This is a genomic window from Marinobacter sp. C1S70 (assembly GCF_000475355.1).
Classification (GTDB): domain Bacteria; phylum Pseudomonadota; class Gammaproteobacteria; order Pseudomonadales; family Oleiphilaceae; genus Marinobacter; species Marinobacter nauticus.
Window position 1 is genome coordinate 1 of the sequence record NZ_AXBW01000073.1, and the last position, 13041, is coordinate 13041.

Below are 13041 nucleotides of genomic sequence, written 5' to 3' on the forward strand. Positions count from 1 at the left end.
AGCGAAGTCACTGATTCAGGTTCTTTTTAGCCCGGTTCAGGCGAGCCTGCTTGGGATCAATCTTGAGTGGGCGGTATAGTTCCACCCGGTCGCCTTCTCTCAGAGCATGCTCGGCCGGGTTCTTCACCACTTTGCCAAACACCCCCATATCGATAGCGTCTGGATCAATCTCCGGAAAGATCTCGGTAATCCTGGAGAGCTTCACGGCTTCAAGAGCTGTAGTGCCCGGAGGCACCGCCACGGGCACAATCTGCTGCTTGTCCGGGCGGGCATAGGCCACTTCCACTTCCATCACACGATCCCTCCGCGATAAACCTCGTCTGCGCGACGACAGAAAGCATCCACCATGGTATTGGCCGCCTGATTAAATACCGGGCCGAAAGTCATTCGTGAAAGCGAGCCTGAAAATTCGAACTCGAGGGTCAGGATTACTTTGCAGGCGTTATCGTCCAGAGCCCGAAAGTGCCAGCGCCCCGTAAGATTTCTGAGCGGGCCGTCCACGAGCTTCATTTCAATGGTCTCTGGCATCAGCAACTGGTTTCGTGTGGTCAGCCGGTGGCGAACGCCCCCTTTGGAAATATCCAGTGAAGCCATGATTTCAGCGTCGTTCTGTTCGTGGACCTCTGCCCCGGCACACCAGGGTAAGAACTCAGGGTAACGAGCAACGTCATTGACCAGGTGGAACATACGCTCCGCCGAGTGCATAACCAATGCGGTCTTGTCGATCTGATGTGCCATGTATAAACCGGATTTCCTGCGTTTCAGACTTCGTTCCAGCCCTGCCGGGCCAGTCAGACACTATGATAAAGGATATCGCCCTCTTTGGGGGCATTTTCATCTGGTTCAGGCTGCCCGTTTTCCGCGGGCAGCACGGCCTCTTCGGGTGTCTTCGGAGGTACATCCTCCTCAACCGGACTGTCTTCAGGCGCCCTATTCTGCGCCTCAGCAGACGCTGTAGGTTGCTGGCACCAGATAGCAGCACTGCCGTTGTCACACAGGTTGCCGAGTGAGAAAAGCGTGTACTGTAGCCCGATCCAGGCCGCCACAACAGGAAGCACCAGGCGCATGACCCAGAACCAGATTCTCCGGAACACAACCGGCGCATTGCCCAGAATGGTTGCCGCGAAGCGCCGGGTGATACACCAGCCGGCAAATGTGGCAATGAGAATAGCCACCGCCGGTATCACAATGCCACCGGCGGCCAGTTCCAGCCATCGAAATACAGTGGCACCGCCTATGCGGTAATCGGCCCACAGATTGAAGGAGAACAGGGAAGCCAGCCCGGCGAACCAGACTGCAAGCCCGACAATGACCGCAGACCAGCCCCGAGGCGCCCCGGTCCACTCCCGGAACCATCCCACCACCGGTTCGAGCAGAGACAACCCCGTCGCCCAGACAATCAGCACCACCAGCAGAAAAACCGACGCGATCACCACCTGACTGTAGGGTAAGCCTGATAGCGCGACCGGCAGGGAAACAAAAAGCAGGCTGAAACCCCGTTCACCCTCAAGGCTGCTACCGTCCGCTGCAACTGAAAACATCATCAATCCGGCCATGATGGCGACCAGGGTGTCCATCAACACCACAGCCAGTATTGAGCGTTTCAGGCGGGTATGGCTGGTGGAATAGGCGCCAAATATTGCCCACACCCCCATTCCGAGACCCAAGGTATAAAAAGCATGGAAGAACGCTGCCTTGATACTGGCCGCTGTTACCTGCTCCGGCCGCATCACCAGAACGTGATCTATCCCGGACTGCAAGCTCCCCCGCATTGCTGCCAGCCCGAACAGCACCAACATCAACAGCAGGGTGCAGGGTACGATCATGCGCATCGATCGCTCCAGGCCCTTGACCACCCCGCGGGCAGAAACCGCAACCACGAGAATCATGAAGAAAACATGCCAGGCCATAAACTGCCGATAGTGGCCCGGGTCCGACACCAACTCCGACAGAACAGCAGTTGCTGAGGCCGCCGAAGCACCCTCGAAACGGTCAGTTGCACCGAAAAAGATGTAAGCCAGAACAATACCGCCAAAAACAGCGGTAAAGGAGAGCACCACGAACGCCGCAAGAATGCTAAGCGGCCCCGCCAGTCGCCAGAACGGTGAGCAGCCAGCGTTTTTCACCATACCGTCCATGGCCAGCACAATCCCATGCCGGGCATGACGGCCAATCACAGCCTCCGTCACCATCAGCGGCAGGGTAACAATCAGCAGACAGGCCAGGTACAGCAAGATAAACAAGCCGCCGCCGTGGATACTGGCCAGATAGGGAAACTGCCACAGATTGGCCAGGCCGACCGTGGCACCCACAGAAGCCCAGAAAAAGGTGGATTTTCGGGTAAACGACCCTATTGACGTCTGGTACTTGCGCAGCATTACTTCCCCAGGCAGTGACGAGCGCATCATTGTAGCCGAAGCAAGCCAGCAGGAACGACACTAAACCCGAGCCAGACGGCGAATCCGTGACCCTTCTTGCACTCCTGCGCTACAATGCGCGCTTTGCTGGCGTACCGACAAGACCAGCATCGTCATTCTTCCGATCCCGGACAGGATTCATGAGCAAGAAGAAAGCAAACGCCCCAACCAGCAACACCATCGCCCTGAACAAGAAGGCGAAGCACGAATACCATATTGAGGAGCGCTTCGAGGCTGGCCTGGCCCTGCTTGGCTGGGAAGTGAAGTCGTTGCGTGCCGGTAAGGCACAACTGGTTGACGCCTATGTACTGCTGAAGGACGGCGAGGCCTGGCTGTTGGGCTCCCACATCACGCCTCTGAACACCGCCTCTACCCATGTGATTGCGGACCCGACCCGCACCCGCAAACTGCTGCTGCACGCCAAGGAAATCGCCAAGATTGTCGGCCAGGTGAATCAGGCGGGTTACACCTGCATTCCCCTCGCCCTGTACTGGAAAAAGAACAAGGTAAAATGTGAGATCGCCCTGGTGAAGGGTAAGAAGCTGTTCGACAAACGCGCTACCGAAAAAGAGCGTGACTGGAACCGCCAGAAACAGCGCATCATGCGCGAGGCCAACACCTGACACCAAAACTGTGCCGCATATGCACCCTCTTTGCTGATTTCAAAAAGCCTCCTATACTTTTAGGCCTTTCGTCAGTTGGCCCCGATGGCAGTACCAGGCGGCCCGGACTCCGGCACAGAGCCTAGGGAGGGCTTATGTCAGCAAAACGGACGGCCATGACCTCCGTCGATCGCTCCTGGTTACGCATGGATACCCCGGAAAATCCCATGATGATTTCCGCGGTACTGGTCTTTGAACACCCCATTCCGCTCAAGCGACTCAAGCGCACCCTGGAAGAACGCTTCCTGAAATTCCGGCGCTTTCGCCAACGCATTATTGATAAAGGTGACAAAGTCTACTGGGAAGACGATCCCCTGTTCGACCTGGACAATCACCTGCACACCATCGCCCTGCCGGGAAAAGCCGGTAAGAGGGAACTTCAAGCCCTGGCCAGCGACTTTAACAGCACCGCCCTCGATTTCCGCCGCCCCCTGTGGCAGATACACTACATCGACAACTATGAGAACGGCTGCGCCCTGTTAATCAGGATTCACCACTGTATTGCCGATGGCATTTCACTAGTGCGGGTACTGCTTTCGCTGACCGATCGCACTCCTGAACCCAAGCTCGAGCGCGTTGCACACCCAAAGCTACCCGCAAAACCCAACGGCACCGCCGCCAGCCGGTTCCTGCACCGGATTGTAGACAGCACCCAGGCGGCCTGGGGACAGGCCAACCTGTTCGTGGATTCCATTCGCAAAGAGCCTGACTACCCACTGAAGCTGGCCACCACCGCCGGCGGTATTGTTCTGGACCTGGCCAAACTGGGACTTGCCCCCTTCGAGCCGAAAACCAGCCTGAAAAGCCCACTGCTGGGCCGCAAACAAGTGGCCTGGGCCGAGCCCCTTGAACTGGAAACCGTGAAACAGTGCGCGCGGACACTGGGGGGAACCGTCAACGACGTATTGCTTTGCGCCGCGACCGGTGCGCTGACCCGGCATTTTACGGAGCACGGCCAGAGCATTCCGGACTGCGGCATTCGGGTTGCCGTTCCTTTCAACCTGAGGCCACTGGACCAGCCCATCGAAACCCTCGGCAATCAGTTTGGCCTGGTGCTGGTGTGCCTGCCTGTTGAGGTAACGGATCCGATCATGTGTTTCCGCCAGGTTCAGGAAAACATGAACCGGCTCAAACGGTCATATCAGGCCCAGGTAACCTATAGCCTGCTGGACCTGTTTGGCCGCGGCCCGGACATTCTCGAACGCCGGGCACTGGACCTGCTCAGCAACAAGGCCTCAGCAGTTCTGACCAACGTTCCCGGACCACGCCATGCGGTTTACCTGGCGGGCAGCAAACTGATTCAACCCATGTTCTGGGTCCCCCAGAGCGGCAACATCGGTATAGGCATGAGCATTTTCAGTTACGCCGGCACGGTACAGTTCGGCATAACCGTCGACAAAGGCATCAAAGCCGACCCGGGCGAGGTGATGGATTATTTCCGTGACAGCTTCGAGAACCTGCATCAGGCTGCACTCGCGAAAGCCGGCGCCGGCGGTTTCCGCCAGGCCTCCTAGGCTCACCAACGCCAGGCGTAGGTACAAATAGTAACGCCGTTACACAAAGAAGCCTTGAAGTCCGGCAATCCGGACACATATACTGAAGGAACAAGGGGACGACTTGGCTTCGACGCCGGTGACGAACCCTTGGGTGCATGCCGAGATGGCAGCGAATCTCGTAAATCCAAAGCTGCAACGTAATAGTCGCAAACGACGAAAACTACGCACTGGCGGCGTAAGCCGTTCCAGTCGTCCTGGCTGAGGCGCCTATAACTCAGTAGCAACATCCCAGGACGTCATCGCTTATAGGCTGCTCCGTTCACCAGAGCTCACTGGTGTTCGGCTAAGATTAAAGAGCTCGCCTCTTGCACCCTGACCTTCGGGTCGCTTGAGGTTAAATCAATAGAAGGACACTAAGCATGTAGACCTCAAGGCCTAGTGCTGGCGGACGCGGGTTCAATTCCCGCCGTCTCCACCATTTCAAAAAGACAAACCCGTCTCTCTGGGGTCGTTCTCCGGGGTGACGGGTTTTCTTTTTCCCCTTGTTTATAAAGGGCTTGCGCCCGTTTCACATCTTTCCAAAGCACCTCTTCGCACCATCGATTCTCCCCATCCTCCCGCCTTTCTTTCTCTGTTTGGCCCCTGATTCTCTGGCATCGAAGGACCAAGTCTGAAGCTCGTCCGGAAAGCTACATCCTTGATTGATATGGGTTTGCGGCTGGTTGCCGTTTTGGGCGATTGTCTTAGGTCATCGCTCGATGCCGCAACCGGACGTTTTTTTCGAAATCGCCCGCCTCGGCCATGAAAAGAAGCGTGGTCAACTCCGGTTTCCTGCCCCCCAAAAGTAGAAAAGCCGACGCTGATGGTCGGCTCTCTGGGGTGGTCTCCGGTCCGGTCGTCAGTCGGTGGCGAAGCCGAACTGGCGGCGCTGCTCGGTCCAGTCCTCAGGGAAGGTCTGGGTCAGTTTGGCCAGCGAGAGCCCGTTGGGTTCCTCACCGTTGATCAGGGCTTCGACGATGTCGGGGGCCAGGGTCGTCAGCTTGAGGATGCGGGCTACATACGAGCCATCAACGTCGAGGGTACGGGCAAGCTCGCTGATGGAATTGATCTGGCCGGATTCGAGGATGTCGGCCCAGGAAAAGGCCCTTGCCAGAGCCTGGAGGACGGCGGACTGTACCGGCTCCTGCGCCCCGGGGATATCTCCATCCAGGGCCTGGGGAGCGATGACCGTCTTGCGGCCACGCATGCGCCGGATCAGCATCGGGATGTGGATCTGCAGGTTGCCGTTGTCGGCAACGGTAATGGTCGGCTTCATTTTCATCGGCTTGCCCTCCGTTCGGTGACTTCGCATGCCAGACCAGCCAGCTCGGCGATGAGCGTTGTCAGCCCGTTGGTACGCAGCTCCATGTCGATTCCGGTCTCGCGGATCTCGACCTTATCCACCAGGAGGCGGATGAGCCTGTTTCGCTCCACCGGGAAAAGATCTTCCCAGAAGCCCTCGACATTCTGAAAGGCCTCCGACACATCCTGTTCCGTGATGCTGTTCCCCTGGTAGGCTCTGCAGCGCTCGCTCACATGGGTCAGTTGTTTCGAGAGCTCGACCGCCTGGCGATTGACCGTCGTCAGCATCTCGGTCTTGCCCGGCTGATCGCTGCCGGGTTTCATCAGTTCGAGTGCCTGCTCCCGCGCCTGCGACAACTCCATCTCGAGCTGGGCTTTTTGCTTGAACAACCGCTCCCGCTCTGCCTGCTCGATGTCCCGGGCTGCGAAGTAAGTCTTGGCCACCAGCGTCGGTGTGCGGAACACCGCGCTCAACTGCTCGATCACCGCCTGCTCGATGTCCCCGGCGGGAATCCGTTTGAGCGGGCACCGGCTCACGGTCCGCTTGCTGTCTTTCTGGCAGATGTAATAGGTGTAGTGGCGGCCGTTCTTGCGGGCGTAGGTCGGTCCCATCGCGCATCCGCAGTGGCCGCATCGGATGACGCCTTTCAGCGGGGCGACCATTTTGGTTCTGGCCATGGAAACCTTGACCGGTTTGTTGTCCTCCAGGATGGCCTGCACCTTGTCCCAGGTCGCCCGGTCGATGATCCCTTCGTGCTCACCGGGGTAGCTGCGGTCCTTGTGGGCGATCTCGCCGATATAGATCCGGTTGTTTAGCAGCCGGTAGATGTGGGCGGTGTTCCATTCGGAGCCCTCGCGCACTCTGCCTTTCTTGGTAGTCCAGGCCTTGGTGCGGTAACCCTGTTCGTTCAGCTCCTGGCCCAGCTTTTTGGCCGAGCCGATTTGGATGAAGCGGCGGAAAATGTATTGCACTGTCCTGGCTTCATCTGGATTGACCAGCAGCTTCTTGTTCTCCCGGTCGACGTCGTATCCGAGGATGGGCACGCCACCGCAGTATTTCCCCCGGCGCTTGGCGGCCGCTACCTTGTCCCGGATGCGTTCGGCAATGACCTCCCGCTCATACTGGGCGAAGGTGATCAGGATGCCGAGAAACATCCGGCCGGTGGGATCGGTGGTGCTGAAGTGCTGGGTGACCGAGACGAAGCTGACACCCTTCTCGTTGAAGAGGTCGATCATCTTCATGAAGTCCAGCAGCGAGCGGGACAGCCGGTCGACCTTGTAGACGACGATCACATCGATCTTCCCGGCGTCGATGTCCGCCAGCAGGCGGCGCAGCCCCGGACGCTCCATGTTCCCGCCCGAGAAACCACCATCGTCATAGCGATCCGGCAGAGCCGTCCAGCCCCGCATCCTCTGAGCTTCGATATAGTGTTCCGCCGATTCCCGTTGCGCATCCAGCGAGTTGAACTCCTGCTCGAGCCCTTCCTCATGACTCTTGCGGGTGTAAATGGCGCAGCGCAGGGTCTTGTTTTTGCCCGGCGCGACATTGCTGTTATCAAGCATCCGAACCTCCCTCGGCTTTTCTGCCGTAAACCTTCTTCAGTCCGAAAAAGACTTTCCCGTTCCAGCGCGTCCCGGTGATCTCTCTGGCCACCGCGCTGAGCGACCGGAAGGTGCGGCCTTCGAACTCGTAGCCATCGGCAAGGACGATCACCTCATAGCGCCGGTCGTTCCATACCCGCACCAGTCTGGTCCCGGGCAGGATCGCCTCGTTTGATTTCCGCTCTTCAGGGATGCGTCGATTGACAGTGGCGACCGGGTCCTCCTTGGCGGCCTGCTGGAGATGGACCTTGGCCTGCTCGGACAGCCCACCGTAGAAAAGCTCCTGGATGCGATAGGCCAGCCGCTTGATGAGGAATTGCTTTTTGTACTGGGGCGGCTCTTCGCCGTAGAGGTCGAGCCATTTTTCCCGGAGCTGCTCCAGGGACATGGATTGCAGCAGGGCCATCTGCCGAAGGACCGAGTTTCGGGTTCGGTCCTGATTCTTGCCGCCCGTGGAGGCATTCTGTAACTCATTCATTTTCAACTCCTTATTTTGGTTTCCGGACGAGTTGTCATGAATGAATGCTCTGTTCCGGCAATGAATCAAGTCCTTCTCCGAGCACAGGGGAAGAATCTTCGAAAACCTCTAACTCATTGCCCACACATGCGTTTTTTGCCTTTCGGCGCAGGATCGCCGTGGCCAGAATGGAGGCGGCTGACTGGAGCCTCGCCTCACCCGACAGGCTGCCGGGTTTGCCGTTTTCGTCAGGGTCATCCGTCCCCGGCACTTCATTCATTTCCTGTACATCCAACATCGAACACCTCCGGTGGGACCGGGGGGCTGGATGGTGTGGATGCCAGAAAACGGTGGCGGTCGGGATGCGCGTTCGATGGCACCCACAACCGCCTCAGCTCCGCCTTTGGTCGGTTATCTGGTTGTGCCCGGCTTTAACCGGACTTGCGTTCGTTACCTACCGGAGGGACGAGCAAGATGTCGGAATCAGATGAAAAGTCCTGTTTTTGATTGACCTGATATTCATCAGGTCGTATATTTCTTGGTCATAAATTGGGCTTAATCCGCTCAGTGGCCATGACACGGAGCAATCGCCATGGGAAAGAAAAAACTATCGGAAATAACCGACCCGCAGGCCAGGACGCTGAGGGTCATTTGCCAAATCATCGATGAAAAGGGGTTGCCGCCAACGGTGAAAGAATTGTCGGAAGTCCTCGGTATCAGCCACGCGAGCGCCCACGAGCAGATCGCTCAACTGGTCCGTAAAGGCTATTTGAAGAAAGAAGCTCGTAAGGCCCGAAGCATCGTCGTCATCAGGAGGCCCGAATAACGATGCCGGGTCGCGACAAATAAGGAGATCGACATGGGGCACGTCAGACTTGGGAGCCTTCCAAGATCGAGGGCATGGAAAGAGGTGGTCGGCCTGATCACGGCCGGTGCCGACGTGTCCCAGATCGCAAACGCCACAATACGGGCGGCTGACAAGGCCTTCTCATTTGTGCTCAACGATGAGGGGTTTACCGAGGCGGTATGGCTGATGACCCAGCTTGCCATTGCCGCCAAGAAGGACAACTTCAACGATCACCTGCTGTCGGTCGGTATCAATCTGCCGCAGGACACCTCATTGCCGGACGTTGCCGCCGCTGTTGCAGAGGCAATGGATCGGAAGCTCGAGTCCAACGGTAGCCGCTCAGACTTGGGTGAGATGTCGCAGCGGGCCTTGGTTGGAGCATTGGTCGAACACATCTCTCCCAAGCTTCCCTCCTTGTTTGCACCAGAGTCCAGCGATGTTCAGGCAGCATTGGCGTCGCTCGGGAAAAAACGGGAGTTCGGCGAGCTGTCCCGCACGTTCTTCGCCAAGCTGACCAACGAGAGCATGAATTATTTCCTGTCAAAAACGCTGGCGACCCATCTGGGCGAAGGCCAGCGCTTTGCCACCATGAATGAAATGGGACAATTCGAGAAAGCCCTGACCACGCACTGCAAAGAAGCATCTCTGATCGTCGAACAGTTTTCGGCGGATTGGTTTTCCAAGCACAAATACGAAGAAGGCGGTGACATCTCCCGGGAGTCGTCCAACGGCTTCGCCTCCTATGCGCTGAAAAAAATGAAGGACGAATTGAAAGAAGGAGCGCGAGCCGATGCAAGATAAGCGTTACATCATCTGCGGAAACGCACCGACCAGCGGAATCGAGGAGAACCCGGATCGGGATTTGCGCCTGCGTTTGTGGGGCAAGGATGGGCCTGACAAGATTACCCTGCGCATCGAGGACATCCACAAAAAGATGAGCAAGGACGTGCCGAATTCCTTCCAGGATCTGCTCGAAATTGCCACCTACGTGTACAGCGCCGACCAGGCCATTCCCCGTGGGGCCGATGACGTTGATTCCTTTGGTCATGGTTGGCGGAGAAATCTGCATTTCATCATTCCGGTCCGGGACCCGGATTTCTGGAATGGTAAGGAGATTCAGCAGGCCCTGTGCTCGACGCTTGGGTTCCTGTCAGATGACAGTTACCACTTCGAATTCACCAAGCTGAAAGAGGCTCAGGCATTCCAGGGCTATCTGGACTTCAACGATGACGGGCGTCTTCTCGGTTATCCGGAGCAGGTGGTGATGTTTTCAGGCGGGCTGGATTCGCTGGCCGGAGCTATCGACGAGGTGTTGAACGAAAAGCACCGGGTCGTCCTGGTGACCCACAAGTCAACCCCGAAGCTCAATAAACGCCACCGCCGCCTGGAAAAGATGATTGCCGACAAGGCCGGTGAAAACGCTCCCCTTCACATCGGAGTTCGCGTCAACAAGAACAAGGGGCTGAACTACGAGTACACACAGCGGAGCCGCTCCTTCCTCTATGTGTCCATCGGGGCGACCATCGCAAAAATGATCAACCTGAAGAGCGTCCGATTCTACGAGAACGGCGTCATCAGTCTGAATCTGCCGGTCTGCGCCCAGGTCGTCGGCGGCCGAGCAACGCGCACCACCCATCCCAGGGTAATCCGAGGCTTCCAGGAAATCATCAGTCTGGTGGCTGGCGAACCATTCACCATTGAAAATCCCTACATCTGGAAAACCAAGGCTGACGTCGTCGGGGTCATCACCAAAGCCGGATGCCAGGAGATGATCGCGGCATCGACCACCTGCACGCACACCTGGGAGATGACCAATCACCATACCCACTGCGGCACCTGCTCGCAGTGCATCGACCGGCGCTTTGCCGTTATTGCGGCGAAGGCCGATCAATATGATCCTGTCGATGCCTACAAGGCCGATATCTTCACCCAAAGCCGAAGCAAGGACGAAGACAAGATCATGGCTGCTGCGTACCTGGAGCGTGCCAACCAGGTCCGTGATCAGGATGACATCACCCAGTTTATCGCTCGATTCAGCGAGGTGAGTCGGGTCTTCCGCTACCTGAATGGGAACCCCGGAAGCGTGGCCCAGAAGGTCTATGACCTTTACAAGCGCCACGCCAAGGAGGTCTGCGAAGCGATGGACACCATGGTCGCCCGCAACATCACGGCCATCCGCCAGCGCACCTTGCCAGGAGACTGCTTGCTTCGGACGGTCTATGAATCGGGATCGGTGATCTCAGTCCCCGCCATTCCGGTCGAGCAGAAGCAGCCGGACAACTATTTCAGGAAGCGCGGGGGTGTCTGGGCCGCACGCTTTAACGGCAACGCCGAGGTGCTCGTGACGGGTGTCGACAAAGGAGCCGAGTACATCAACTTCCTCCTGGCGAGGCCCAACAAAGAAACCTCGGTCTACGAGATCGTTTGCGGCTTCGCCATCGATAGCTGCAACACTTTCCTTGACTCCAACGAGACTGAGGATGGGTTCCAGGTCACCCAGGGGGTTCCATTGGGCGATACCGGCTTCGTTGCCGACCGCAAGGCTGTCGAGCAATACCGGGAGACGGCTCACAACCTTCTCCGAGAGATTGAAGAAGCCCGGGCAGAAAACAACGATGCCGAGATTCAGCGACTTGAAGACGAAATGAACCAGATCACCGCAGCGATCAATGAGGCGGTCGGACTGGGAGGTAAGCTCCGGACGTCCAACGACAAACGCAAGAACATCCGTGACGCCTTCCGGAGTGCCGTGAACCGGGCCATCAAGTATCTGGAGAAGTATGACAAGCCGCTGGCCGCCCACCTGAAGGAGTCCATCAAGTGCGGCAACGAACCGGTCTACCGGACCGAAGAGGAGATCGTTTGGGAGGTCCGCCCGATAGTCAACGAATGACCCGGGACCACCCAGGAAGAAAAAACTAAAAAAAATTTCCGCTACGCCAAATGTAGCCATTGCGACGCCGGATGTAGCGCCTTCCCCAATGAAGGCGCGATCCGGCGTTTTTTATTGGTCAGCACAGGGTTGGCCACCGGGCGTGCCAGAACTTCCGAACAAGGAGACTGGCAGTGGCACAAATCAACAAAGTACATCTCACCCCACCGAAGCGGCGACTCATCGAGTTGATGCAGGACATCAACTTCGGCCGCATCACCAACATTCCGGTCCGCGACGGCGAGCCGGAACTCACCCCTGACACGGTCATCGAGCGCGAGATCAAGCTGGGCGGACAGAGCGGTCCCAGGCCTGAGCGCGACCAAGATGACTTCATCCTCAAGCAAGAGGTCGTGACGCTGCTGGAGCACCTCGCGCAGATGGGCAGCGGAAAAGTCTGCCTGCTCGAGATCAAACACGGTCTCCCGTTCCTGATGCGCATCGAGGAACGGGCAGCCTGAACACGTAACGACCTGAACCCTTAGACACTGGACAACAAGCTGGACGCATGGCGGAGGCTGTTGTGGGTGTCGCCGAGCCGAATACGGCAATTGGCGGCGTACCTGCGACCCCTTCGCCCACGCGACAGCTTTGTCCTGTGATCTGGCCCGTGCCGACACCCACGCGGACCTCCTCCTCGCTCCGAGGAGGCCCCGATGGTTTCACAGAATTCTTACGACGGCATCGACAAGTATGCCGCCGACCTCATTCGGCACAAAGCACGTCAACTCGTAGGCAAGGCCGGATTCACCGAGGACGATAGACCCGACCTCGAACAGGAACTGATGATCGATCTGCTGCAGCGGATGCGACATTTCAATCCCGCCAAGGCCAAGAAGACCACCTTCATGGCCCGGATCGTCGAACGTCACATCTCCACCATTCTGGAGGCCCGGTTCGCCCAATGCCGGGACTGGCGGCTCTGCCAAACATCACTCAACGAACCCCTCGACAACGGTGAAGGCGACACCACCGAGCGGATCGACTTCCTGGACAGCGAAGGCTCTCTGGGAAGCGGCACCCGCGAGACAAGGGAGCATCTCGCCCATGAGATCCGCATGGACCTCGACCGGGCCATCGCCTCGCTGCCGGAAGAACTCCGGGATCTGTGCGTGCGCCTGCACGACAGCACCATGGCAGAAATCGCCCGGGAGATGGGCATTCCCAGAACCACCCTCTACGACCGGCTGAGCAAGCTGCGGGACGCGTTCAGCGAGGCTGGCCTTACCGACTACCTGTGATCTCCGACGCATCGACTCCGGCTCCGGTAAGTAAGCACCGTGCCGC

The 13041-nt window shown here is 57.9% G+C and carries 14 protein-coding genes and 1 other RNA gene; 8 read left to right on the plus strand and 7 right to left on the minus strand.

Features of this window, described 5'->3' with window-relative positions; translation table 11 throughout:
- Positions 1–7 precede the first annotated feature (7 nt).
- From Q669_RS15435 to Q669_RS15445, 3 genes are read right to left on the minus strand one after another with little or no spacing between them, the layout of a single operon-like run.
- Entirely contained in the window at positions 8–292 is a 285-nt protein-coding gene (locus tag Q669_RS15435; protein WP_022992969.1) for an RnfH family protein, read from the minus strand.
- The gene (locus Q669_RS15440) at positions 292–738 is read right to left on the minus strand and encodes a type II toxin-antitoxin system RatA family toxin (protein ID WP_014422610.1); all 447 of its coding nucleotides are present in this window, start codon (positions 736–738) and stop codon (positions 292–294) included. Before Q669_RS15440 ends, Q669_RS15435 begins: the two co-directional genes overlap by 1 nt.
- A 53-nt stretch (positions 739–791) precedes the next feature.
- A complete protein-coding gene (locus tag Q669_RS15445; protein ID WP_022992970.1) occupies positions 792–2378 on the minus strand; it encodes a sodium-dependent transporter in 1587 nt (528 codons plus the stop codon).
- A gap of 179 nt (positions 2379–2557) precedes the next feature.
- Between Q669_RS15445 and smpB the strand changes: the two genes are divergently transcribed.
- The 3 genes from smpB (at position 2558) to ssrA (ending at position 5053) form a co-directional block, all read left to right on the plus strand.
- Entirely contained in the window at positions 2558–3040 is a 483-nt protein-coding gene (gene smpB / locus Q669_RS15450; protein ID WP_011786782.1) for an SsrA-binding protein SmpB, read from the plus strand.
- 134 nt (positions 3041–3174) lie between these two features.
- Positions 3175–4593, plus strand: a complete 1419-nt coding sequence (locus tag Q669_RS15455) for a WS/DGAT/MGAT family O-acyltransferase (RefSeq protein WP_031210350.1) — start codon at positions 3175–3177, stop codon at positions 4591–4593.
- Positions 4594–4687: 94 nt separating this feature from the next.
- Positions 4688–5053: a transfer-messenger RNA gene (gene ssrA, locus Q669_RS19425) on the plus strand.
- Positions 5054–5473: 420 nt separating this feature from the next.
- Here the strand turns inward: ssrA and Q669_RS15460 are convergent.
- Genes Q669_RS15460 through Q669_RS15475 form a run of 4 tightly spaced genes read right to left on the minus strand, consistent with a single transcriptional unit; the run spans position 5474 to position 8273 of the window.
- A complete protein-coding gene (locus tag Q669_RS15460; protein ID WP_022992972.1) occupies positions 5474–5896 on the minus strand; it encodes a hypothetical protein in 423 nt (140 codons plus the stop codon).
- The gene (locus tag Q669_RS15465; protein ID WP_022992973.1) at positions 5893–7479 is read right to left on the minus strand and encodes a recombinase family protein; all 1587 of its coding nucleotides are present in this window, start codon (positions 7477–7479) and stop codon (positions 5893–5895) included. Before Q669_RS15465 ends, Q669_RS15460 begins: the two co-directional genes overlap by 4 nt.
- Positions 7472–7996 (minus strand): DUF2924 domain-containing protein, encoded by a 525-nt coding sequence (locus tag Q669_RS15470; RefSeq protein WP_022992974.1) that lies wholly within the window; start codon positions 7994–7996, stop codon positions 7472–7474. Before Q669_RS15470 ends, Q669_RS15465 begins: the two co-directional genes overlap by 8 nt.
- A 34-nt stretch (positions 7997–8030) precedes the next feature.
- A complete protein-coding gene (locus Q669_RS15475) occupies positions 8031–8273 on the minus strand; it encodes a hypothetical protein (protein WP_022992975.1) in 243 nt (80 codons plus the stop codon).
- 294 nt (positions 8274–8567) lie between these two features.
- Between Q669_RS15475 and Q669_RS15480 the strand changes: the two genes are divergently transcribed.
- The 5 genes from Q669_RS15480 (at position 8568) to Q669_RS15500 (ending at position 12995) form a co-directional block, all read left to right on the plus strand.
- Positions 8568–8801, plus strand: a complete 234-nt coding sequence (locus Q669_RS15480) for a LexA family protein (protein WP_022992976.1) — start codon at positions 8568–8570, stop codon at positions 8799–8801.
- Between the two features lie 84 nt (positions 8802–8885).
- Positions 8886–9623: a hypothetical protein gene (locus Q669_RS15485; RefSeq protein ID WP_022992977.1), complete on the plus strand. Its 738-nt coding sequence runs from the start codon at positions 8886–8888 to the stop codon at positions 9621–9623.
- Complete coding sequence (locus Q669_RS15490) at positions 9613–11715, plus strand: 7-cyano-7-deazaguanine synthase (RefSeq protein ID WP_022992978.1); 2103 nt, start codon at positions 9613–9615, stop codon at positions 11713–11715. The genes Q669_RS15485 and Q669_RS15490 overlap by 11 nt, the downstream gene beginning before the upstream one ends.
- 173 nt (positions 11716–11888) lie before the next feature.
- A complete protein-coding gene (locus tag Q669_RS15495) occupies positions 11889–12215 on the plus strand; it encodes a hypothetical protein (protein WP_022992979.1) in 327 nt (108 codons plus the stop codon).
- A gap of 195 nt (positions 12216–12410) precedes the next feature.
- Positions 12411–12995 carry a sigma-70 family RNA polymerase sigma factor gene (locus Q669_RS15500; RefSeq protein WP_022992980.1) on the plus strand — a complete coding sequence of 195 codons (585 nt, stop codon included), beginning with the start codon at positions 12411–12413 and terminating at the stop codon, positions 12993–12995.
- Positions 12996–13041 lie beyond the last annotated feature (46 nt).

What these genes read in the sequence shown, in the direction of transcription:
- Q669_RS15435 (WP_022992969.1), bottom strand. Translation starts at nt 292, where the DNA reads ATGGAAGTGGAAGTGGCCTATGCCCGCCCGGACAAGCAGCAGATTGTG.
- Q669_RS15440 (WP_014422610.1), bottom strand. Translation starts at nt 738, where the DNA reads ATGGCACATCAGATCGACAAGACCGCATTGGTTATGCACTCGGCGGAG.
- Q669_RS15445 (WP_022992970.1), bottom strand. Translation starts at nt 2,378, where the DNA reads ATGCTGCGCAAGTACCAGACGTCAATAGGGTCGTTTACCCGAAAATCC.
- smpB (WP_011786782.1), top strand. Translation starts at nt 2,558, where the DNA reads ATGAGCAAGAAGAAAGCAAACGCCCCAACCAGCAACACCATCGCCCTG.
- Q669_RS15455 (WP_031210350.1), top strand. Translation starts at nt 3,175, where the DNA reads ATGTCAGCAAAACGGACGGCCATGACCTCCGTCGATCGCTCCTGGTTA.
- Q669_RS15460 (WP_022992972.1), bottom strand. Translation starts at nt 5,896, where the DNA reads ATGAAAATGAAGCCGACCATTACCGTTGCCGACAACGGCAACCTGCAG.
- Q669_RS15465 (WP_022992973.1), bottom strand. Translation starts at nt 7,479, where the DNA reads ATGCTTGATAACAGCAATGTCGCGCCGGGCAAAAACAAGACCCTGCGC.
- Q669_RS15470 (WP_022992974.1), bottom strand. Translation starts at nt 7,996, where the DNA reads ATGAATGAGTTACAGAATGCCTCCACGGGCGGCAAGAATCAGGACCGA.
- Q669_RS15475 (WP_022992975.1), bottom strand. Translation starts at nt 8,273, where the DNA reads ATGTTGGATGTACAGGAAATGAATGAAGTGCCGGGGACGGATGACCCT.
- Q669_RS15480 (WP_022992976.1), top strand. Translation starts at nt 8,568, where the DNA reads ATGGGAAAGAAAAAACTATCGGAAATAACCGACCCGCAGGCCAGGACG.
- Q669_RS15490 (WP_022992978.1), top strand. Translation starts at nt 9,613, where the DNA reads ATGCAAGATAAGCGTTACATCATCTGCGGAAACGCACCGACCAGCGGA.
- Q669_RS15500 (WP_022992980.1), top strand. Translation starts at nt 12,411, where the DNA reads ATGGTTTCACAGAATTCTTACGACGGCATCGACAAGTATGCCGCCGAC.